Source organism: Treponema sp. UBA7570, assembly GCA_002477955.1.
Classification (GTDB): Bacteria; Spirochaetota; Spirochaetia; order Treponematales; family Treponemataceae; genus Treponema_D.
Genome location: DLLE01000043.1, coordinates 23,481 through 44,831, shown reverse-complemented (window position 1 = coordinate 44,831; position 21,351 = coordinate 23,481). Strand labels below are relative to the sequence as shown.

The window sequence follows — 21,351 nt, the reverse complement described above, 5'->3', positions numbered from 1 at the left end:
AAAAATAGCCATGAAAAATACTGGAAAACTGCATGTAAATCTTATCGCCCTTGATTTGGACGACACTCTTTTAAACGACGAGCGCAAGATAAGTGACAGAAATGCAGAAATCTTAAAGCGATGCGCCCAGCGCGGAATTTACGTTGTTTTGTGTTCTGGCAGGGCAGAAGACGGAATCAAGCCTTTTGTAAGCAGACTGAATATTGCTGCCTTGGAAAGCGGAAAATATGTAATTGCAATAAACGGTTGCTCTATTTTTGACATGCACAAGCGTATTCAGATTTACAAAAAAACTGTGAGTGGCGAAGTCCTTTTGGAAGCGCATAAAATTGCTGTTGAAGAAGGTTTTGAAACAGAAGTTTATTCTGACGGCAAGGTTTTTTACAGCAAGGAGACGGACTGGACCTTGCGCGATGTCAGAATGTGCGGATTAAATGGAGAGGAAGCTCCAGATTTTGAAAAATTTTTGCTTGAGAACCAGAATTCATTTTTTAAAATGCTGATTCCTGGAGAACCTGAAAAAATTCAGGAACTGCAAAAAAAATTGAAGGCCAGCCTTGGTGAAAAAGCTGTAATTTTTACGAGTAAACCTTATTTTTTGGAAATTTTGCCGCCGGATTGTGGAAAAGGCGAGGCGATTGAATGGCTTTCTTCTTTTATAGGCATTGACCACAGCACGACTCTTGCCTTTGGCGACAGCATGAATGACGAAAGTATGATTGAAAAATGCGGTTACGGAGTTGCAATGGTGAACGGAAACGAGCACATAAAAAATATTGCGGATTTTGTGACGGAAAAAACAAACAACGATGACGGTGTTGCAGATTTTATAGAAAAATATATTCTGTAAGTTTTTTGTAATTAAGATTTTTGATGATTTAGCCAGAATGTCGAATTTTGAAAGGAACAGTCATTTAAGAGCCATTTACGTGCTGCGACACTGCGATATTTACGTAGCAAACTCGGTTAGGAATTTGTCGGAACTTTTCAATAAAAGATTATCGGCTCAAGCCCGATGATGGCATTAAATTATAAAACTCGAAATTAAGGGTATTTAAAACGAAAATGGGCGTCTAAAGACAATTTCTATCTTTGGACGCCCATTTTTTTATGGTTTGTCAATACTTAATTATTTTTTCCAAGGATTTTTGCGGATGAATGTCTCGTCGCGTTCGTATCCTACGGAGATTATTCCGACTGGAGTTTTGCAGTAGTCTTCGATAAATTCAACATATTCGCGCGCTTCTTTTGGAAGTTTTGAATATTTGCGGATTTCTTTGAGGGATTTTTTCCATCCTGTAAATTTCTGGAGAACTGGTTTTGCGTTTTCCATGTCTTCAACATTTGCCGGGAAGTCTGTCACGATTTTTCCGTTGATGTCGTAGGCAATGCAGGCTTCAATCTGTTCCATTGGATCGTAAATATCGAGATGTGTCAAAACAAGGCTGTCGATTGAGTTTACACGGCAGGCATAGCGCAATGCGACAAGGTCGAGATAACCGCAACGGCGTGCTCTTCCTGTTGTTACACCGTATTCACGTCCAGTGTCGCGTACTTTGCGGCAAAGCTCGCTTTCTGCTTCGTCCGAATCATTGAATTCTGTCGGCATTGGACCGTTTCCTACGCGAGTTTCGTAAGCTTTAAAGACGCCTAAGATTTTGTCTAAATCATGTGGACCGATTCCGCAACCTGTTGCAGCGCCAGCAGAGCATGAAGCTCCAGAAGAAACATAAGGATATGTTCCTGAATCAATGTCGAGCATTGCGCCCTGCGCACCTTCAAAAAGAATGTTGCTTTTGCGGTATTCGTACATTTTTTGAGTAAGGTCAACGCGCATTTTTATAAGCTGATCTTTGTATTTGTTGATGAATTCTAAATCTTCGCCCCCAAATTCATCCATTTTTTGTTTCCAGTCGAGGTCTGCAAGACGAATGCCGTCGCGCTGTGCTTTTTCTGAATAGGCGATTCCAATTCCGCGGCCTGTTGTTCCAATTGGGCGTTTGCGCTGAGAATCGCGATCTTTGTCCATTTGGCGGTAGCGTGGAAGAATAATGTGTGCACGGTCAGAAATAAAAACACGTCCTTCCCAGTTGATTCCGTTGTCTTTGAGCATCTGGAGTTCGTTAAAAAGTGCTTCTGGATCGATGACCATTCCAGCGCCTAAAAATACAGATTTGTTTGGATAAAGAATTCCGCTCGGAACTTGATGAAGCGCAAACTGTTTTCCGTCAACTACGATTGTATGACCTGCATTTGGACCGCCTGCGTAGCGAACAACGTATTCAGCATCTTCGGCAAGGTAATCAACGATTTTGCCTTTTCCTTCATCACCCCACTGGGCACCAATTACAACGACCTTCATAAAAAGCTCCTGCAAAACAAAAAACTAAATTTGTGTCGCCTCTGCAAGGGTTCTCACAAACGGCACTAATTTTATCATAAAAAAAGTTCTTATTCAATTAAACAAGACATTAAATAGACGTAGCAGGAAAAGCCTGTGCTGTTTTTTTCTGCACGCCGCTTAAAATCAGTTTTTCTCTCGCAGTTCTACACGACGGATTTTGCCAGAAATTGTTTTTGGAAGGGTTTCGGCAAATTCGATTATGCGGGGATGTTTGTATGCCGCCGTTTTTGACTTTATAAACTCAAAAAGCTCGAGTTTTAGCTCTTTTGTAGGTTCAAAGCCTTTGTTTAAAACAACGGTTGCTTTTATTGCCTGGCCGCGTTTTTCATCTGGAATGCCAGTTACTGCACATTCCAGAATCGCTGGATGCAAAAGAATTGCGCTTTCTACTTCAAAAGGACTTACTCTGTAGCCGGAAGTTTTTATTACGTCGTCTTTGCGTCCTATAAACCAAATGTAGCCGTCTTCGTCGTAATATGCAACGTCGCCAGTGTAATAGTCGTCTCCGTTAAATGCTTTTTTTGTCTGTTCTTCATTTTTATAGTAGCCGGAAAAAAGTCCTGTCGGGCGCTGACCGTGCAGATGGATGACAATAGAGCCTTCTTCGTTTGGAGGGCATCTTGTTCCGTCTGGCCGGACAATTTCCAAATCATAGCCAGGAGCAGGCTTGCCCATTGAGCCTGGTTTTATTTTCATTCCGGGAAAATTTCCTGCAAGAACGGTGGTTTCTGTCTGGCCAAATGCCTCGTGCATTTCGAGACCTGTTGCTTCATATACTTTCTCGTAAAGCTCCGGAGGAAGGGCTTCGCCTGCCGTCACAATGTGCTTTAAGGCTGACAAGTCGTATTTTTTTATGTCGGCTTTAACCATAAAGCGGAAAGTTGTCGGAGGCGCACAGAAAGTTGTAACGCGGTATTTTGAAATAATTTCGATTGTTTTTGATGGCGAAAAAGTTGCCATATCGTAAACCATTACCGCAGAACCGCAGATCCACTGTCCGTAGAGTTTTCCCCACATAGCCTTTGCCCAGCCGGTTTCTGCGACCGAAAGATGAAGTCCTCCGTCCATAACGTTCTGCCAGTATTTAGCAGTAACAATGTGTCCAAGAGGGTATGTAAAGTTGTGCTGAACCATTTTTGGGTTTCCGCTTGTGCCGGAAGTAAAGTAAACGAGCATTGTGTCGCTGTTTTCTGTCGGGCGGGTGTTTTCTGAATCAAAATCTCTGGCCTTAAAATTTTCAATTTCGTCATAATAATTGAGCCAGCCGTCGCGATTTTTTCCGACTGTTACAACATTTTTGACTGTCGGTGAATTTTTGAGGGCAGATTCAATTCTTGTCTGAACCTCCTCATCTTCGTACGAAACTATCATTTTGATTTCGGCGGCATTTGTTCGGTACTCAATGTCTTTTGTTAAAAGCTGGTTTGTTGCAGGAACGGCAATTGCTCCGATTCTGTGCAGAGCAAGCAGAAAGAACCAGAATTCGTAGCGGCGGCGCAGAATAAGCATAACTGTGTCGCCTTTTTTGATTCCGTGGAACTTCAAAAAATCAGCAGTTTGCTTTGAACGTTCCGAAATTTGGCTGAAAGTAAAGTAATGGCTTTTTAGAGTGTCATCGCACCAAACCATTGCCAGTTTTGAAGGAACAGTTTGCGCATAGCGGTCTACAATATCGTAGGCAAAATTGAAATTTGCAGGAATTTTAAGTTTAAAATTTTTCTTTAAATCCTCGTAATTACTGTATACTGTTTCGTCCTGAACGAAATCTTTGTAAAAGTTCATTTTTAGTCCTAAAATTATATTTAATGTGCATCCTCCTAGTTAGACACGAATTTTTTTTAAAGGTTGCAGAAAAACTTATTTAGCCCAAACTTCGAGTTTTATGATTTTATGTCGTTATCGGACTTGACCCGGTAATCTATTGCACTTTTTTTGCAAGATTGCCGTGTCAAGCACGGCAATGACACTTAAATTACTGTTCTTATCAAAACTCGACATTCGGGCTATTTATTTACAGCTTTTATGATTGAATCGATGTTTTTTACAATTGATTCTGCGATTTCCGGTTTGTTCATTGTGTAAATGTGAATTCCCCGGATTCCGTTTGAAATTAAATCTATAATCTGGTCTGTGGCATAAGCGATTCCTGCCTGCTTCATAGCTTCGCTGTCGTTTCGGAAGCGGTCGCAAAAAGAAAGGAGCTTGCGTGGAATGTATGCATTTGAAAGGTCAACCATTTTACTTACCTGATTTGCGTTTGTAATCGGCATAATTCCTGCCAGAACAGGAACGTGAATTCCTGCGGACTGGAGGCGGTACAAAAATGAATAAAGCATATCGTTGTCAAAAATCATCTGCGTAGTCAAAAAATCGACTCCGGCTTCGACTTTGTGCTTTAAGTTTTCGATGTCTGTGTCGCGGTTGGAGCTTTCCGGATGTCCTTCCGGATAACATGCGCCTCCTACACAGAATCCGTTTTGCTTTAAGAGCGGAACAAGGTCGGAAGCGTGGAAAAATCCTGATGGAAAAAGGTTTTCTCCTTCAAAAGCGTCTTTTGGCAAGTCGCCGCGCAATGCAAGCACATTGGTTATGTTTTTTTGTTTGAGGGTTTGGATTGTCTGTAAAAGCTGTTCTTTTGTCGAGCGGACGCAAGTTAAGTGCGCAAGCGAAGCTGTTCCTGATTTTTCGACAGCCTGTGCAAGGTCGGAAGTGTTTGTCTGTGTTGAACCGCCTGCTCCGTAAGTTATTGAAATAAAATCTGGCTTTAGAGAACTTAATGAAAGCGCAGTTTTTTTTACTGAATCAAAAGCCTCCTGTTTTTTTGGAGGGAAAATTTCAAAAGATATGGTAACTTTTTTAGAATTTAAGATTTCGCTGATTTTCATGGTTTTTAAGTTTAACAGAAAAAAGTTTTGTAATCTATATTTGGGAAAAATCTGCGTTTTTTTGGAAAATCTGCGTCAGGGGCTGTTAGCCGCGAAAGCGGTTCGGACGCGCTTGCGCGGCTGAACGGAAAAATTGCGCAGCAATTTTATAACGCAAAGACCCGGCGGGCTGTCCTGGCAAGGTCAGCCCGGACGCCCGAAAGTTAAAATTCGCTTTGATTTTCTTCCAGCTGCCTTAAAATTGCAGAATCCATTTTTATGTGAAGGTTTTTTTCGTTGGAAGGCAGAACAAGTCCTTTTGGGCCGTTTTTTGCGCGGCGAAGGTGCTTGACCTGTGTGTAATAGAGGTCGGCTTCTCCGTTTTTGCGCGCCTTTGAGTAATGAACTGCAAGGTTTCCGGCGGCGAGCATAATTTCGAGCGGAACTGTTTTTCCTGAGCGTGCCTTTATAAAGACGTAGCCTCCCGGATAATCGCGCGTATGAAACCACAAATCCGGACCTTTTACATAATGGCGCAAAAGCTCGTCGTTTTCTGTGGCGTCGCGTCCAACAAGAATTGTCCAGCCCTTTGATTCGTAAGAAAGTCCCGGCCGTTCGCTCTGCTCCTGCTGCCGCGGTTTTTGCTGTTTGCGCAGGAGCTGTTCAAGTTTGACGGGATTTTTTTCTGCGAGCATTGAATTGTATTTTTTGTCGAGTTCGGAAATTTGTTTTTTTGAGAGGAGTATGTCGTGCTCCAAATCTTCGAGTCCGTGGCTTTGCCTTTTGTAAGTTTCGTAGTATTTTGCGGCGTTTTCGTGAGCTGATTTTTTCGGGTCGATTTTTATGTGGACTTTTTTGCCGTTTTCAAAGTCTTCGCAATCGAGGTAGCCGGAAGAAGCCTGTCCGTTTGTAAACATATAGCTGTAGGAAAGAATTAAATCTCCCCAGTGTTTCCATTGTTCCGCATTTAAAAAATCGCTTCGTTTTCGCTCAAGTTTTTCGAGCGCGTTTTCGAGCCTTGTTTTGTGCGAATTGTACCATTTTTCTGCCTGTTCGAGCAGTTTTTCGGTCGAAGTCCGTGAAGCGTTTTGAGAATAGAATAAATCGACTTTTTCGTTAAATGAAAGCTCTTTTGAGGTTTGTCCGCTGTTTTTTTTGTCTTTTAAGCCTTTTAAATTTTCCGAAGAATTTTGAATTTGATTAAAATCGCGGACTGGAAATTTTTGAAGGCTTAGGTTTTCCTCTTCGAGTTTTTCTTTTTCCGTCAAATCTGTAAAAATTTTAATTTCTGGCAAAACGAGAATTTCGCCTGAAATTTCGCCTTTTGCAGGACGGCGGTAAAAACTGTCAAAAATCACATTTTCTTTATTGCATAAAAAAATGTTTCCTGCGTTTGACCAAAGCCTTATGTAAAGATTTAATTCTTTAATTCCGTCTTCCTCGGCCTGGATTTTTTTCTTTTTTGCAAATTTTTCCTGGGCGGCAGGCATTACGTAAACCGGACCTTCGCGGTATGTTGAAATTTTTATAATCCGCTCTTTGCCAAGTTGCCGGCATTCCGTAATTTTTGCGCCTTTTATTCTTGAGCGAAGAATTTCGTAAAAACGCAGAGGTTTTTCGTTTTTTGGAATTTTTCTTTTTACTTCGTTGAGCCTGCATTCACCTGCGGCGAGGCAGATAAAAACTGTTTTTGGAACGCCGGGTTTGTAAGTATAAAGTGCAATCGAATCAAATGAAGGCTGTACAATTTCCTGAATAAACGAGCCTGTCAAATCCAGTTCTTTTAAGATTAAATCGATTTCGTTACAGTTAAGTGACATAAAAAAGGTTGGTTTTTGTTTGAAAAAAATGCCTGGAACTTTTATTGCCGCACAAAAAAAACTGTACGGCAATAAAAAATTTGAGCTTAAGCGGCTGCAATTTTTGAGGCTTAAACTCTCTGAAATTTATTTTTTAAATTTTGCTTCGAATTCTTCAAGAACTTTTTCTGGAGCTGGGCGCGCGTCGATGTCTACGAGGTTTCCTTTTTCCTTGTAAAAATCAATGAGCGGAGCTGTAGATTTTCTGTAAACTACAAGTCTGTTCTGAATTGATTCTGTTTTGTCGTCATCGCGGGTGTAAAGTTCTCCGCCGCATTTGTCGCATTTTCCTTCAACTTTTGGCGGATTGAATTTTACGTGGTACATCTGTCCGCAGTCTTTGCAGCATACGCGGCCGCCAAGACGCTCAACAACAGCTTCGTCTGCAATGTCGAAGTTTACGGCAGCGTCGATTTTTGCAAAAGATTCGAGCGCTTCTGCCTGAGGAATTGTGCGTGGAAAACCGTCCAAAATATAACCGTTTGCTGTGTCCGGCTGAGAAAGTCTGTCTTTTACAAGACCGATTGTAATTTCATCGCTTACCAAACCGCCGGCGTCAATAATCGCCTTTGCTTTTTTGCCAAGTTCAGTTCCGTTTTTAATGTTCTCGCGGAAAATGTCGCCTGTCGAAATGTGTGGAATGTTAAAAGCCTTTGCTGCTTCCTTTGCAAGAGTTCCTTTTCCAGCTCCTGGAGGTCCTAAAAAAATAAAATTCATCATTTTCTCCAAAAATTATTATAAAATGGGCGTTTCCCTCGCTTGTGTTCGGGGCGTGCGTTACGTTGCTCGGTAACCCTCGGCCTCCTCAGTCGCACAACAAAGTTGTGCTCCTTGCGGTGGCTGGCTTTGCCACAACTCCATGCACTAACGCTTTTCTAATATATCAAAAAATCTTCCTAACTTAAAGACCTTTTTTTTGCGTTGTGTCTGCCTGAACTTTTACCGTCAAAAATTCAATTGTCGTATTCCAGTTAAAAAGCGTGTTCTGGCAGGCAACGCTCAAAAGATTTTTGATTTTTGCCAAATCTTCCGTTCCGATTTCTCTTGCCATTGCCGAACCGTAAGAAGAATTTTCTGCATCAAACCAGCGGTTTATTTCTGTTTCTGTAATCCGTCTTTTTTCTGTAATTACTTTTGTTGCGGATTTTACAAAAAATCCATGTTCTTCAAAGGCGGCTTTTACTGAATTTTCGTTCCAGGCAAAAAGTGGATTTTCTTCGTTGCCAAAAAATTCTTTTTCGGCGTTTTCCATTTTTTTTAAGATTCCTTCGTAAGCGTTTCTTGTGCTCTCTGTCAGAATTTGGTTATAAATCAATTCCCAGATTTTCTGTCCTTTTGAAGGAATCCTTTGCGAAATTACAATCTGCTGGTCGTCTGCCACAAGGTTTTTCGGAAGGTTTTTGAGCGCGCTTGCAAGAACGTCCACGCTGTCCTGGCAGTTGAATGGATCTCTAAAGAAAATCCTGTCAAAAATCATTCCGTTTTCGTTGTATTCTTCAAGAATTTTTGCAAAAACCTGCATGCTCAGATAATTTTCTAGGCTTTCCGGCCGAAGTTTTAAAGCAGGACGGTCTAAATCGTCCAATGTGCGTCCATATTGTTCAAGAATTTCAAGTCCGCGTTGATTTGAACAAAGTCCAGCCGTTACGCCTTCCGGAGTTTTTCTGCTTACTTCCCAGATTAAAAGTCCGTCGTCCGCATTCCAGACAAGGCTTCTTGTGTGCCTGCTCAAGTCCGCCAGTTGAATCATTGCATTGCGGATTGTTGTAAGAATTTCCGCCCGGTTGGAGTCGAGCCTGCTTTTCCATGATTTGTCCGCACGGTCAAGAACTGTTTCGCGGCGTTCATTTTTTGGAGTAAATGTCAGGTTTTCTGGTTTCGTAATCGAGTTTTTTTCAAAGTTTTTATTTATCCACCATTCACCGATTGGATTGTCAAAGTCTGTTGCAAAATGAGGAAGAGGATGCATTCCGCACGAAACGTCGGATTCCGGTTTTTCGGGTTCAATTCCTTCCAAAATTGCAGAAATTTGAATTTCCCGGCGGCTCAAGACATCTTCTTTTATTTTTGCCTCGTAGCCCTGAGAGGTTGGCGTGTAAAAGACTCTTCCGACAAGTTCTGTTGGAAGATATTGCTGAGCAACCCAATGGTCGCGGTAAGCGTGCGGATAAAGATAACCGTTTCCGTGTCCAAAACCCTCGGCGTCTCGCGAAGAATCCCGCAAGTGGTTTGGAACTTCGGCATCTTCTCTTTCAACGCTCGAAAGCGCGTCAAAAAATGCCATGCTCGAATTCGATTTTGGGCAGGTCGAAAGGTAAAGCGCCGCGTGAGCCAGAAAATACCGTCCTTCTGGAAGTCCGACGCGGTCAAAAGCCTGAGCGCAGTTTTCTACAATGCAGACTGCGTTTGGATCTGCAAGTCCTGTGTCTTCGCAGGCAGAAATCAACATTCTCCTAAAAATAAAATGCGGATCTTCTCCGGCGCGCACCATTCTAGCAAGCCAATACATTGCCGCGTCTGGATCTCTTCCGCGCAAGGATTTTATAAATGCTGATATTATGTCGTAGTGATAGTCGCCATCGCGGTCATACAGAACAACTTTCTTTTGAATCGATTCTTCTGCGGTTTCTTTTGAGATAAAAATTGTCGAACCCCAGGCTGGAACAGGATTTGCGTTGTAAGGATCCCATTTTTCAGGTGTTGTTTCTACAGCAAGTTCCAGGGCATTTAAAAGTGAACGGGCATCTCCGTTCGCAGTTTCCACAAGGTGTTCGAGAGCGCCTTTTTCAAATTCAACGTTCCAGTGTCCGTATCCGCGCTCAACATCGTTTAAGGCAAAATTTGCGGCTTTAAAAAGGTCAGTTTTTGTGAGCGGCTTTAATTGAAAGACACGGCTTCTCGAAACAAGGGCTTTATTTACTTCAAAGAACGGATTTTCTGTTGTTGCGCCGATTAAAATAATTGTTCCGTTTTCTACCCAGGGCAGAAGGGCGTCCTGCTGAGCTTTGTTCCAGCGGTGAACTTCATCAACGAACAAAATTGTACGTCTTCCGTAAAGCTTAAAATAATCGTCTGCCTGTTTTATTGCGGCTCGAATTTCTGCAACTCCAGTCAAAACGGCATTTAGCGTAATAAAGTTTGATTTTGTGTGATTTGCAATTACTCGTGCAAGAGTTGTTTTTCCACAGCCGGGCGGTCCGTAAAAAATTACAGATGTTAGCTGGTCGGCTGCAATTGCGCGGCGCAGGAGCCTGCCTTTTCCGACAATATGATCCTGACCGATATATTCGTCCAAATTTCTAGGGCGGAGTCTTGCAGCCAAAGGTTCTTTTTGTGTTTTTGAAGCGTCAAACAAATCACTCATAAAGAGAGTTTAGCACAAAATTATTCACGGTTCCACTTTGCTCTTGCTGGATAATAAGACCACAAGCTTGCGTTTTTGCGTGTAGCAGAAGTGCTCGAAGGGTTTCCTTCAAAATTCAATGCGGCGTAAATGTCTGTGGCTGTGTCTGATTTTGTCGGGTCGATTGCCAAAAGTATCGGAACAATGTACGAAGAAGACAGGGTTGAAGTTGCGTTCGCGGAAATTGTTGTCGCAGAACCTGTCGGAATTCCATCGTTAAGAGCAGTATTGTCTAAACCGCTTGTTGTTCCGAGCAAAAGTTTGTCTTTTGTAACGGCAATCGAACGGATTTCGCTTGAGTCGCAAGATACCTTTGTCCATTCAGAATCTCCGGCTGCTCTGTAGTAGACTGTAGTGCTGCTTGCGTAGTAAATCATTGTTGCGTCTGAATTGTAAGATTCGTTGGAAGTGATTGCGGGAGAATCTGTAAAGTAGAATGTGCTACCGTCAAAAGTAGAAACTCCTTTTGCACTTGAGTAGATTGAAGTTGAATTGTCGCCTGACGTAAAATTATATTCACTGCTTTCTTCTATTAAAGTTGCTTTTCCGCCATCGAGTTTGTAAATTTTCCCATTAATTCTTGCAAAAGCGTAGCGGTTTTTGTTTTTTGGAGTATTTGTACAGAATATCGATGAAGCCGAAACTATTTCGCTTGTGATTGATTCGTCGTCAAAAGCAACAGTCTGCCAGCCTGCGTCTTTGTTTGAAGTGTCGAGGTATTTTAATTCTTTTGAAATTCCTTCCATCTCGCCATCGTCTGTAACTTCTTGTACAAAAAAAGAAAGAGAATAGATTTCTCCATTGTGGTTTGCGGCAAGTCTTACATAATTATTGCCTGGCCTTGAAGCCGTGAGCCAGTGTCCGTGTTCGGAAGTTGTGTAGTCTGTCGGATCTGTTCCGTCTGCCACGTATGTTCCGCCATTTTTTACGGCATTGTCTATATCTTTTTTCCACACGACAGGGTTTGCCGACAAATAAAGATATTCTTTTGAATCAGAACTGTCGGTTACGCGGACAAGAGAATGAACTGTGCCTTGAATTTGTGCATCCGAAAGTTTTACTTCTTCGCGGATTGTGTCAAAAATTACGCCGTTGCACGAAGTAAAAATTGAGATGGCAGAAAATATAAATATTGAAATTATGCTTTTTGAAAGTTTTTTCATTTTTTTTTATTTCCGTTTTTTAGAAGTGGTATCTTGCTGCTATTACGACAGAAGAAAAATTGCCGTGGTCGTTGTTTTCTGAATCTTCATACCACTGGGGCAAATACATAAAATTTCCCTTTATGCCAAACGACCAGCTTGGAGTTACGCGGTAAAAAATTCCTGCTTCTGGCTTAAGTGTAAGACCTGGAAAATATGTGTTGTTAAGATAACTTTCGACAGCCGCTCCGATTCCCATTGTTATTGGAAATTCAAATTTTTTTATAGTTGGCTGCACTGTAAAGCAGAATACAAATGGTACGTAAGTGAACATATTCTCTCCGATTGTCGGATTGTATCCAAAACTTACATCGAGACCGACTGCAAACCATGAAGTCAGAAATCTGTGGTAACCGATTGTTCCTGCTCCTCCGGTCGAAAGCTGACCTTCGCGGTAAAGTGGAAAATCGCCGCCAAAATTGAGCGGAAATGTTACCATAAGTCCAATATTTATGAATTGATCGCCAGGCTCGTTCATTCTATATTCAACGGCAAATCTGTCATCATCTTCGTCTTGTTCCTGACTAAAAACCGCAGTTGAAAATAAAAAAACAGTGCAACAAATTGCAATGAATTTTTTCATCTTATGCTCCAAATCTAATAGAAAAATTGCTAAAAAATATATATAGTTTTATCGAAAAGATTAACCTAATAAGGCTTTTTTTTCAATATTTAATCACAGTACAAAAACCGTCTTTGTGTCGCTAAGTTACGAAAAATTTTACGAAGTTTTTGGAGGTAAAAAAATGAGTGCTCAAATTATTGATGGAAAACAGATTGCGCTTGAAGTTCGTGCTGGTGTTGCAGAAAAAGTTGCCGCGCTAAAGGCAAAAGGAATAACGCCTTGTCTTGCAGTCATTCTTGTTGGAGAAAATCCTGCATCAGTAAGCTATGTAACTGGAAAACGCAAGGTTCTTGCAGAAGCCGGCATGACCGACCGCTCCGAAATTTTACCAGAAAATACGACAGAAGAGGAACTTTTGGCTTTGATTGACAAATTGAACAAAGACAGTTCTGTTCATGGAATTTTGGTTCAGTTGCCTTTGCCTAAGCATATTGATGAAGATAAGGTGATTATGGCAATCAGTCCTGAAAAAGACGTTGACGGTTTTCATCCAGTGAATGTTGGAAAAATGGTAATTGGAAAAAAAGCATTTTTACCATGTACACCGCATGGAATTATTGTTTTGCTCAAGAGAATGGGAATCGAAACTTCTGGAAAGCATGCTGTTGTAATCGGACGTTCAAATATTGTAGGAAAACCTGTAGCTCTTTTGCTTGCAAGACGCGAAACAAACTGTACAGTTACAATGTGCCATACAGGAACAAAAAATATGGCAGAAATCGTAAAGCAGGCTGATATTATTGTCGCCGCTTCTGGACATCCGCATACAGTAACCGCCGACATGGTAAAAGAAGGAGCTGTTGTAATCGATGTAGGCGTAAACAGAATTCCAGATGCGACAAAAAAGAGCGGTTTCCGCTTGATTGGCGATACAGATTTTGAAGCAATAAAAGAAAAAGCCAGCTTTATAACCCCGGTTCCAGGCGGCGTAGGCCCAATGACAATCGCCATGCTCATGTACAATACTCTTGAAGCTGCGGAACGAAGTGAGCAGCTTCAGTAAAATAAACGGGAATTGCGGGGCAATTGTCGGCTGGTTCCGTTTTTCGGAACCAGCGCTTGCACTAGCGATGTGCAGGGCGCGCAGCGTGGGGCTGCCTTAAAAATAAAAGGCTAATTTAAAACCAAATTTGTATATTTGTGAGCTTCTTGCAGCCCCATGGAGCGGAAGCGGAACCCGGAACGTAGCGACCGGCTCTGACGGTAGTGCCCAAATAAAAAATTATGGTAAAAAATATGATTGATGTTCAAAACTCTCCTGACACCAGGGAAGTGCCGCTGCAGAAAGTTGGCGTAAAAAATGTAAAATATCCTGTCCAGGTGTTGGATAAAAACAACAAAGTTCAGAATACAACTGCCTGTGTGAATCTTTTTGTTAATTTGCCGCATGATTTTAAGGGCACCCACATGAGCCGCTTTATAGAAGTTTTCCATAAATATCATTCTGACATTTCGATGAAGAGTTTTTTGGAAATGCTCGAAGAAATTCGTGAAAAGCTTGATGCGCAGCGTGCTTTTGGAAGAATAAGTTTTCCGTATTTTATTGAAAAAAATGCCCCTGTAACCAGTGCAAGCGGTTTTATGCAGTACAATTGCACTTACGAAGGCGAAAGCGAGATGCAGGAAAATGGTGTGGATTCTAAGTTTTTTGTTGGAATTGAAGTCCCTGTGGCAACTTTGTGTCCTTGCAGCAAGGCTATAAGCGAATTTGGCGCTCATAATCAGCGAGGCTGCGTAAAAGTAAAAGTTTTGTATTCGGATTTTTTTTGGATTGAAGACATTATCGAAATGATTGAAAATTGCGCTTCGACACCGCTTTATTCTGTTTTGAAGCGTCAGGATGAAAAATTTGTGACCGAACATGCTTACGAAAATCCGCGTTTTGTAGAAGATATGGTTCGGGAAGTTTATCTTGGACTTAAAAAAATGGGATTTGCCTGGTTTAAGGTTGAATGCACGAATTACGAAAGCATTCATTTTCATGACGCTTATGCTTGCGCAGAATTTGGAAGCTGCTGATTAAAAACGAAAAGTCAAAAATTGCATTTTGCGAGGAAATACGTGGTTTTGAGTGTTTTTTTTTGTGCGCTCTGCCACGTATTTTTTTTAGTATTCTCAAGTTGATGAAAATTTACTAAAATAATTAGAATTATGACTTATTTTTTTGAAACCTATGGGTGTGAAATGAATATTGCGGAATCTGCCGCAATTGAACAGCTTTTTATTAGCCGCGGCTGGTCGAAGGCGGAGGAGCCGGAACTTGCGGATATGGTTGTTATAAATACTTGTTCTGTGCGCGGTTCTGCCGAAAATCGTATTTTTGGCCGGCTCGGCTATTATTCCGGTGTAAAAAAAATTCGTCACAAAGAGCCTGGCGCTAAAACCCGCCTTGAAGAAATGCAGAAAACCGTTGATTTTGTTGAAAAAAATGGTGTTGTTCCGTTTTATGTTGTCTTGATGGGCTGCATGGCTGAACGTCTTTTGGACAGCGTTAAAAAAGATTTTCCGGTTATTGATTTTGTTGTAGGAACTTTTGGAAAAAGCAAATTTGGCGACATAATTTCTGCCGCGGAAGAACATAAAAAAGGTTTTAAAATCGAAGAAGATTCCGAATACACTTTCCCAAAAATCAGTTACGAAGAGCAGGCTTTTAGCACTTTTGTTCCGATTATGCACGGATGCAACAATTTTTGTACTTACTGCATTGTTCCGTATGTGCGCGGACGCGAAGTAAGCCGGCCTGTTGAACAGATTCTCGCGGAAATCGATTTTCTTTCTAAACGCAATGTAAAAGAAATTACGCTTTTGGGACAGAATGTAAACGCTTATCGTTGTAAAGACAAGTCTGTAGAAGGAGGAGAGTTGAATTTTCCTAAGCTTCTCAAAAAAATCAGCGCGCATCTTGACGAAACATCTTCTTCAATTCGCTGGATTCGCTTTGAATCGTCAAATCCAAATGATTTTAGCGACGAATTGATTGAAATGATTGCGAACGACAGCCATGTCTGCCACGGTTTTCATATTGCCGCTCAGCACGGAAACAACGAGATTTTGCGGAGAATGAACCGAAAAAATACCCGTGAAGAATTTTTAACTCTTGTAAAAAAACTTCGCAGTGCCATGCCGGACGTTGAGCTTATTACGGATTTAATGGTTGGATTTCCTGGCGAAACGGAAGAACAGTTTGAAGATATTCTTTCGTTTATGAACGAGATAAAATTTGAAAGCGCGTTTATGTACTATTATAATCCAAGAGAAGGAACTCCAGCTGCAAGTTTTGAAAATCAGATTGACGTTGCCATAAAAAAAGAACGCTTAAAAAAAGTGATAGATCTTCAGTTAAAGCATACGGCGGAAGTCATGAACAGCCGTGTTGGAAAAACCGTAAATGTTCTTGCCGATATTGTGAGCCGCGACGACGAAAATGAACTTTTGGGCAAAACTGAGCAAAACGAGAGAGTCGCCTTCAAAGCCGACAAAAAACTGATAGGCTCGTTTGTGACAGTAAAATTGACAGCCTTGAACGGGAATACGTTTAAGGGAGTTATGATAAATTAGGGAATTAAAAGTTTGTGTTGCAAACTTTTTTACATGGAGGAAAAATATGCCTTTAAAATTGATTGGAACAATAATTCTTCTTGTAATTGTAACTATTTTTTGTGGTTTTAATCTTGAAGATGTGAATAAATGCGACGTAAACCTTGTTTTTTATAATTTTCACAATGTGCCTGTTTTTTTAACGGTTCTTGCATCGTTTTTGGCAGGAATTGTCGTAATGTTGCCTTTTGCCCTGTTCAAAAAGAAAATGTCGAAAAAACAAATTTCTCAGGCAGCAGAAAAAATAAACGAAAAAGAAACAAAAAAAGCGGAAAAACAAAAATCGCTTGCGGAAAAAGCCGAAAAAAAAGCGCAGCATGAAGAAGAAAAGACTATTTTTGATTTTAAGATCCGCCGTCCAGTCGAAAAAAAATCTGCAAAGCCAAAAGAAGCTTCAAAAGACGGCAGCAACGTGAATTCTGTCCCAAAACCTGCTGTGGATATTGATAACGCCAAGACAGAAAAATAATTTTCCGGCGACTTGAAAAACTGTTTGTGAGGAAAGTTATGAAGCGTTTTTTTACAGTATTTTTTATTTTTAATCTCGTTTTTTTTGTTTTTGCCCAGAATTCAAATACTGCAAGAAAAATTGCTGAAGAGGCGGCCCGCAAAGATACTCTTGAGCAGTCGGTTATCTATCTTAAAAAAAATGTTCCGGCATTGCAAAATCTTGCAGAAAAACGTTCGGGCTATGCTTTTTTGGCCGGTGTTTTGGAGCAGAGCGGAAATTTTCAGGAAGCAATGAATTTTTATGTTCAGGCGGCGGCAATTGCGGCAGGCGATGCTGTAGGAATGCAGAAAAAATCGAGTGAGCAGCTAGTTCTTGATGCGGTGCGTTGCGCCTTGAGCGCAGGAGATTGGATAACTGCTCAAAATTATCTTAATTCTGCCGTCCGGAATTCTTCTGATTCTGAAATAATCGCTTTTATAAAACTTTATGAACAGTGGAGCATTTTGTGCCAGTCAAAAACTTCTGCTGAGCTTACAGAACCTGTTGCAATTCTAAAAACTTATTCGTCCCTGCCTTCTATGAAATCCGTTCAACCCCAGGTTTTGCTGACTTTGTGGCACATAACCGGAGAAGAAACATATTCTGCTCAATTAAAAAAAATTTTTCCTAAGAGCCTTGAATCGGCAATTGTAAAAGGTGAAATTCAGATTTTGCCGGCTCCGTTTTGGTATTTTGTTCCAAGAAAAACAGATTCTGTTCCAGAAATTGCAAGTGTTCAAGATTCTGAATCTGAAATTCAGTCAAAAAATGAAAATTCAGAAAAAAACGAAGATAATTCAAAAAATGAAAAAATTATTCGTCAGCAGCTTGGACTTTTTAAGGACAAGGCAAATGCGGAAAGTTTGGTTTCAAAATTGAAAGAAAAAGGCTTTTTGCCTCATGTTACCGAAGAAATACGTCCGAGCGGAACAAAATATTATCTTGTCGTAGTTGATGAAAATAAGGCAGGCTCTGTCGGAAACGAATTGCGCAATGCCGGTTTTGAATGTTATCCGATTTTTGAATAAAGTTTCGGCGAAAGATGAATGGTTTGGAAAAAAATATTTTAAAAAAAAGTCGCTGCGTAATTTTCGGGGCCGCAAAAATTCAAAATTATGGGCAGATAAAAAAAATTTTGCTTCCTGATGATTTTTTTGTTTTTTGTGACGGCGGACTTGTTCATTCAAAAGAACTGAAAATTGAGCCTGATTTAATTGTTGGAGATTTTGATTCTTTTGAAAAACCTGAGACAAATTCGGAAACAATTGTTCTTCCTTGTGAAAAAGATGACACGGATTCATTTTTTGCCGTAAAAGAAGCGTTTGGACGGGGCTTTAGAAATTTTATGCTCGTTGGAATGACTGGCGGCCGTTTTGACCATTCTATGGTCAACGTTTCTGCGCTTATCTGGCTTTTTAAACGGAAGTGCAGCGCTTTTGTTCTTGATGATTTTTCAAAAATGCAGATTGTTGGAAAAAATCCTGTTTTTGTGAATAAAAATTGCAAATATTTTTCGATAATTCCTGTTTGCGGAAAAGTAAAAGGACTAAATATTTTGGGCGCAAAATATCCGTTAAAAAATGGAAAAGTAAGTCCAGAATACATTTACACGACGAGCAATGAAGTTTTGCTAGATCAAACCGCAAAAGTAAGCGTAAAAAAAGGAATTGTCCTGCTCATTGAAATATTTTCAGAATAATTTGCTGAGTATATTTTATAATTTTAGAATTATTTTTTATATTTTTTATTAAGTTTGAATCATTTTTTGAAAAGTGATAGACTGAACAGGATTATAATATCATATTTTTACATGGAGACATGGGGATAAAAAATGGAAAAAAAAGTAAATTTCAAAAAATTTTTGCCAAACTATTTTTCGTTTTTTGTAAATGGTTCAGTCGTTTTGATTGTCGGCGCAATCTTGCCTTATGTAATCGATGAAGCAAAAATCAGTTTTGCAGTTGCAGGTTCGCTGCTTTCGTTCTTTGCAATCGGAAATTTTCTTGCAAGCTTTGTAAATCCTTTTTTGACTAAACTTGCAGGAAGAAAAATTTCGATATTCATAACATCTCTTTTTATGCCGTTGTCGCTTTTTGGACTTTCTTTTTTGCCGCATGTTTCTGTAATGCTTTTGCTTTTTATTCTTCTTGGGATAAGCCGCGGCTGTTACAGCGTTATAAATAATGCTTACATCAATGAAAATTCTGACGGAACTCCGGTTGCGCTCAATATTTTGCATATGGTTTTTGCAATCGGTGCATTTTTGGCTCCAATGGTAATGTCGCTGTTCTTTAAGTTTGATTTTACCTGGCGTGCAATTGTTTACACCCTTGCCATTGCTTCATTCTGTTCTGCGGTTTATATGCTGACCTTGGATTTGACTCCAAAAAACGTTTCTGCTGAAAAAACAGAAAGAGAAAGCCTTGCAAAAAAATCTCCATTCTGGAAGCAGCCTCTTTTTTATCTTTCGGGATTTCTTCTATTTTTCTATCTGGGACTTGAAAACTGCGTAAACGGTTGGTTTGTAACATATTTTAAAAATACAGGAATTATGTCGTCGGCATTTGCAAATTCTTTGGTTTCTTTTACCTGGCTTGCGGTTTTGTTTGGACGGCTTTTGACGGCCTATGTTTCGAGAAAAATAAAAAAACAGAATATAATTCTTTTTGACTGCATTATAACTGCCATTTTCTTTATTCTTTTGATATCGACAAAAAATTTGGGAATTATTACTTTTGCGATTATCGGACTTGGCCTGTTTTTTGCTGGAATTTATCCGACTACAGTTTCCAATGCTTCTGATGCAATTGTAGGTTCTGACCTTGGAACTTCTATGCTTTTGGCAATCGCTGCTCTTGGAGGAATTGTAACTCCTCAGATAGTTGGAATCGTAGCCGACAAAATCGGGCTTGTAGGAGCAATTTGCATTCTTTTGGTAAATGCTTCGGCAATGATTGTTATTTCTGTCGTAAATTTTTTGTTAAAAAGAAAATCTGAACGGCTTGAAAAATAACTTTGTAAGTTGAGCTTAAAAAGCAGATAAAAAAAGCGGTTTATTGTATAAACCGCTTTTTTTTTGTAAAATCAAAGTGAATTTTTTCAGATTCCTGCTTTCGTGGCAGGGGCTGTAAGGGACGCAAAGCGTGTGTTTTTGCGCAGCAAAAATACTGGAGGCGCCGGGACGCCGCAACCCTGAAAGACCCGGTTTTTGCAGAGCAAAAAGCCACCCGAATAAACGGTGGAAGATATATATTTTTTTCTAGGAATGAAAAATGTCAGAAAGAAACATTTCAGAACTCTGCCATTGGGCTGACCAGCAGGCAGAAAGAATTATCAAGCAGAAAGGCGAACTTGACCTTTATACTTGCGCTTCGGGAATTACTCCGAGCGGAACTGTTCATATTGGAAACTTCCGCGAAATTATTACTGTTGACTTGATTGTCCGCGCTCTACGCGATCGTGGCAAGAATGTGCGTTTTATTTATTCTTGGGACGACTATGATGTGTTTAGAAAAGTTCCTGGAAATATGCCTAAACCGGAAGTTCTGGAAAAATATTTGCGCTATCCAATAACTATGGTTCCGGACACTTTCGGACGCGACGAGAACTATGCGCGCCACCACGAAAAGGATATTGAGACTCAGCTTCCTCGTGTTGGAATTTATCCTGAATTTTTATATCAGGCGAGCCGCTACCGCGCTAACCGCTATGCTGAAGGTATGAAAACTGCAATGCAGAATCGCGGGGTAATTAAAGAATGTCTTAATACTTATCGTGACGACGAGCATAAAATGAAGCCGGAAGATGTTTACTGGCCTGTTGCCGCTTTTTGCTGTAATTGTAACAAAGACACGACCGAAATTTTGGATTATGACGGCGAATACGGAATTACTTACAAATGTACAAGTTGCGGTCATGTAGAAAAAGGCGATCTCCGCACTTCAAAAGAGTTTAAGCTTGGCTGGCGCGTTGACTGGCCGATGAGATGGAATGAAGAAAAAGTTGTGTTTGAGCCGGGCGGAAAAGACCACATTTCTCCGGGCGGTTCTTATGATACTGCAAAACTTGTTTCTAAGCGCCTTTACAACTGGGACGCTCCCGTCACAATGAAATACGATTTTGTAAAGCTTAAGGGTGTTCCTGGAAAAATGTCTTCTTCAAAAGGAAAGGTAATTTCTTTGGTAGACGCTCTCGAAGTCTACCAGCCGGAAGTTTTGCGCTACATTTTTGCGCAGAACAAGGTAGACCACGAATTTTCAATCAGTTTCGACCTTGACGTTGTTACTGTTTACGAGGCTTATGACCGTACAGAAAGAATCGCCTGGGAAAAAGAGCTTCCAAAGGAAAAAGACGAGAAAAAACGCGAGTCAATAATCAACCACGAAAAGCGCATTTATGAACTGAGCCAGGTTGAACCGGGATTCCCGAAAGTTGAGCCTTATCAGATTGGTTTTCGCCTTTTGACAACCCTTTTGCAGACTTATTCAGGCGACATCGATGCTGTAATCAAGAGCCTTGGAAATGTAAAACCTGAACAGGAAGAAGTTTTGCGTCGCCGCTGTGTTTGCGCATGGTACTGGATTAACGAAAGCGCGCCTGACTGCGCTCCGGACTTCTGCTTTAAAATCCGCGATGACGGAACAACAGCAAAACTTCCGCATGCATTGGCAGATGCTGTTAAAAAAGTTCACGATGAAGTTCTTCCAAAAATTTCTTCGTTCCAGACAGACAGAGATTGCCAAGAAGCAATTTACGCAGTTGCAACTTCTCTTGGAATTGACGCAAAAAAGCTCTTTACCGCTCTTTACGAAGTTATTATTGGAAAAGACCAGGGACCGCGCCTTGGAAGTTTTATGCGCATAATCGAAGCTGGCAAGCTCGATCGTCTTTTAGCAAGCGTTGAAGGC

16 protein-coding genes and 1 pseudogene are annotated in these 21,351 nt (G+C 40.6%); 9 read left to right on the top strand and 8 right to left on the bottom strand.

What is annotated here, in order from left to right:
* Window positions 1–10: 10 nt before the first annotated feature.
* A complete protein-coding gene (locus B4N75_RS05225) occupies window positions 11–850 on the top strand; it encodes a Cof-type HAD-IIB family hydrolase (RefSeq protein WP_296706779.1) in 840 nt (279 codons plus the stop codon).
* Between the two features lie 279 nt (window positions 851–1,129).
* On the opposite strand, the gene purA is transcribed toward B4N75_RS05225, so the two are convergent.
* The 8 genes from purA to B4N75_RS05185 form a co-directional block, all read right to left on the bottom strand.
* On the bottom strand, window positions 1,130–2,362 hold the full coding sequence (gene purA / locus B4N75_RS05220) for an adenylosuccinate synthase (RefSeq protein ID WP_296706778.1): 1,233 nt from the start codon (window positions 2,360–2,362) through the stop codon (window positions 1,130–1,132).
* A gap of 165 nt (window positions 2,363–2,527) precedes the next feature.
* Window positions 2,528–4,186 carry an AMP-binding protein gene (locus B4N75_RS05215; RefSeq protein ID WP_296706776.1) on the bottom strand — a complete coding sequence of 553 codons (1,659 nt, stop codon included), beginning with the start codon at window positions 4,184–4,186 and terminating at the stop codon, window positions 2,528–2,530.
* A gap of 221 nt (window positions 4,187–4,407) precedes the next feature.
* A complete protein-coding gene (metF, locus tag B4N75_RS05210) occupies window positions 4,408–5,289 on the bottom strand; it encodes a methylenetetrahydrofolate reductase [NAD(P)H] (protein ID WP_296021646.1) in 882 nt (293 codons plus the stop codon).
* A gap of 203 nt (window positions 5,290–5,492) precedes the next feature.
* Entirely contained in the window at window positions 5,493–7,088 is a 1,596-nt protein-coding gene (locus tag B4N75_RS05205; RefSeq protein WP_296706775.1) for an NFACT RNA binding domain-containing protein, read from the bottom strand.
* 126 nt (window positions 7,089–7,214) lie between these two features.
* A complete protein-coding gene (locus B4N75_RS05200; protein ID WP_273066130.1) occupies window positions 7,215–7,844 on the bottom strand; it encodes an adenylate kinase in 630 nt (209 codons plus the stop codon).
* 184 nt (window positions 7,845–8,028) lie between these two features.
* The gene (locus B4N75_RS05195) at window positions 8,029–10,491 is read right to left on the bottom strand and encodes an AAA family ATPase (RefSeq protein ID WP_296706772.1); all 2,463 of its coding nucleotides are present in this window, start codon (window positions 10,489–10,491) and stop codon (window positions 8,029–8,031) included.
* 20 nt (window positions 10,492–10,511) lie between these two features.
* The gene (locus tag B4N75_RS05190) at window positions 10,512–11,693 is read right to left on the bottom strand and encodes a hypothetical protein (RefSeq protein WP_296706770.1); all 1,182 of its coding nucleotides are present in this window, start codon (window positions 11,691–11,693) and stop codon (window positions 10,512–10,514) included.
* Window positions 11,694–11,712: 19 nt separating this feature from the next.
* Window positions 11,713–12,315, bottom strand: coding sequence for a TP0733 family outer membrane beta-barrel protein (locus B4N75_RS05185; RefSeq protein ID WP_296021620.1), 603 nt, complete (start codon window positions 12,313–12,315; stop codon window positions 11,713–11,715).
* A 163-nt stretch (window positions 12,316–12,478) separates the two neighbouring features.
* Between B4N75_RS05185 and folD the strand changes: the two genes are divergently transcribed.
* From folD to lysS, 8 genes and pseudogenes are all read left to right on the top strand, one after another.
* The gene (gene folD, locus B4N75_RS05180; RefSeq protein WP_296706768.1) at window positions 12,479–13,360 is read left to right on the top strand and encodes a bifunctional methylenetetrahydrofolate dehydrogenase/methenyltetrahydrofolate cyclohydrolase FolD; all 882 of its coding nucleotides are present in this window, start codon (window positions 12,479–12,481) and stop codon (window positions 13,358–13,360) included.
* A 233-nt stretch (window positions 13,361–13,593) separates the two neighbouring features.
* Entirely contained in the window at window positions 13,594–14,376 is a 783-nt protein-coding gene (gene folE2 / locus B4N75_RS05175; RefSeq protein ID WP_296667548.1) for a GTP cyclohydrolase FolE2, read from the top strand.
* 132 nt (window positions 14,377–14,508) lie between these two features.
* Complete coding sequence (miaB, locus tag B4N75_RS05170) at window positions 14,509–15,915, top strand: tRNA (N6-isopentenyl adenosine(37)-C2)-methylthiotransferase MiaB (RefSeq protein WP_296706766.1); 1,407 nt, start codon at window positions 14,509–14,511, stop codon at window positions 15,913–15,915.
* Between the two features lie 46 nt (window positions 15,916–15,961).
* Window positions 15,962–16,423: a hypothetical protein gene (locus tag B4N75_RS05165; protein WP_296021597.1), complete on the top strand. Its 462-nt coding sequence runs from the start codon at window positions 15,962–15,964 to the stop codon at window positions 16,421–16,423.
* Between the two features lie 38 nt (window positions 16,424–16,461).
* The gene (locus B4N75_RS05160; protein ID WP_296706764.1) at window positions 16,462–17,472 is read left to right on the top strand and encodes an SPOR domain-containing protein; all 1,011 of its coding nucleotides are present in this window, start codon (window positions 16,462–16,464) and stop codon (window positions 17,470–17,472) included.
* A gap of 23 nt (window positions 17,473–17,495) precedes the next feature.
* The gene (locus tag B4N75_RS05155; RefSeq protein ID WP_296706762.1) at window positions 17,496–18,143 is read left to right on the top strand and encodes a thiamine diphosphokinase; all 648 of its coding nucleotides are present in this window, start codon (window positions 17,496–17,498) and stop codon (window positions 18,141–18,143) included.
* Between the two features lie 132 nt (window positions 18,144–18,275).
* Window positions 18,276–19,457, top strand: coding sequence for an MFS transporter (locus tag B4N75_RS05150; protein ID WP_296706760.1), 1,182 nt, complete (start codon window positions 18,276–18,278; stop codon window positions 19,455–19,457).
* A 259-nt stretch (window positions 19,458–19,716) separates the two neighbouring features.
* Window positions 19,717–21,339 (top strand): annotated as a pseudogene (gene lysS / locus B4N75_RS05145) (lysine--tRNA ligase); the annotation flags it as partial.
* Window positions 21,340–21,351 lie beyond the last annotated feature (12 nt).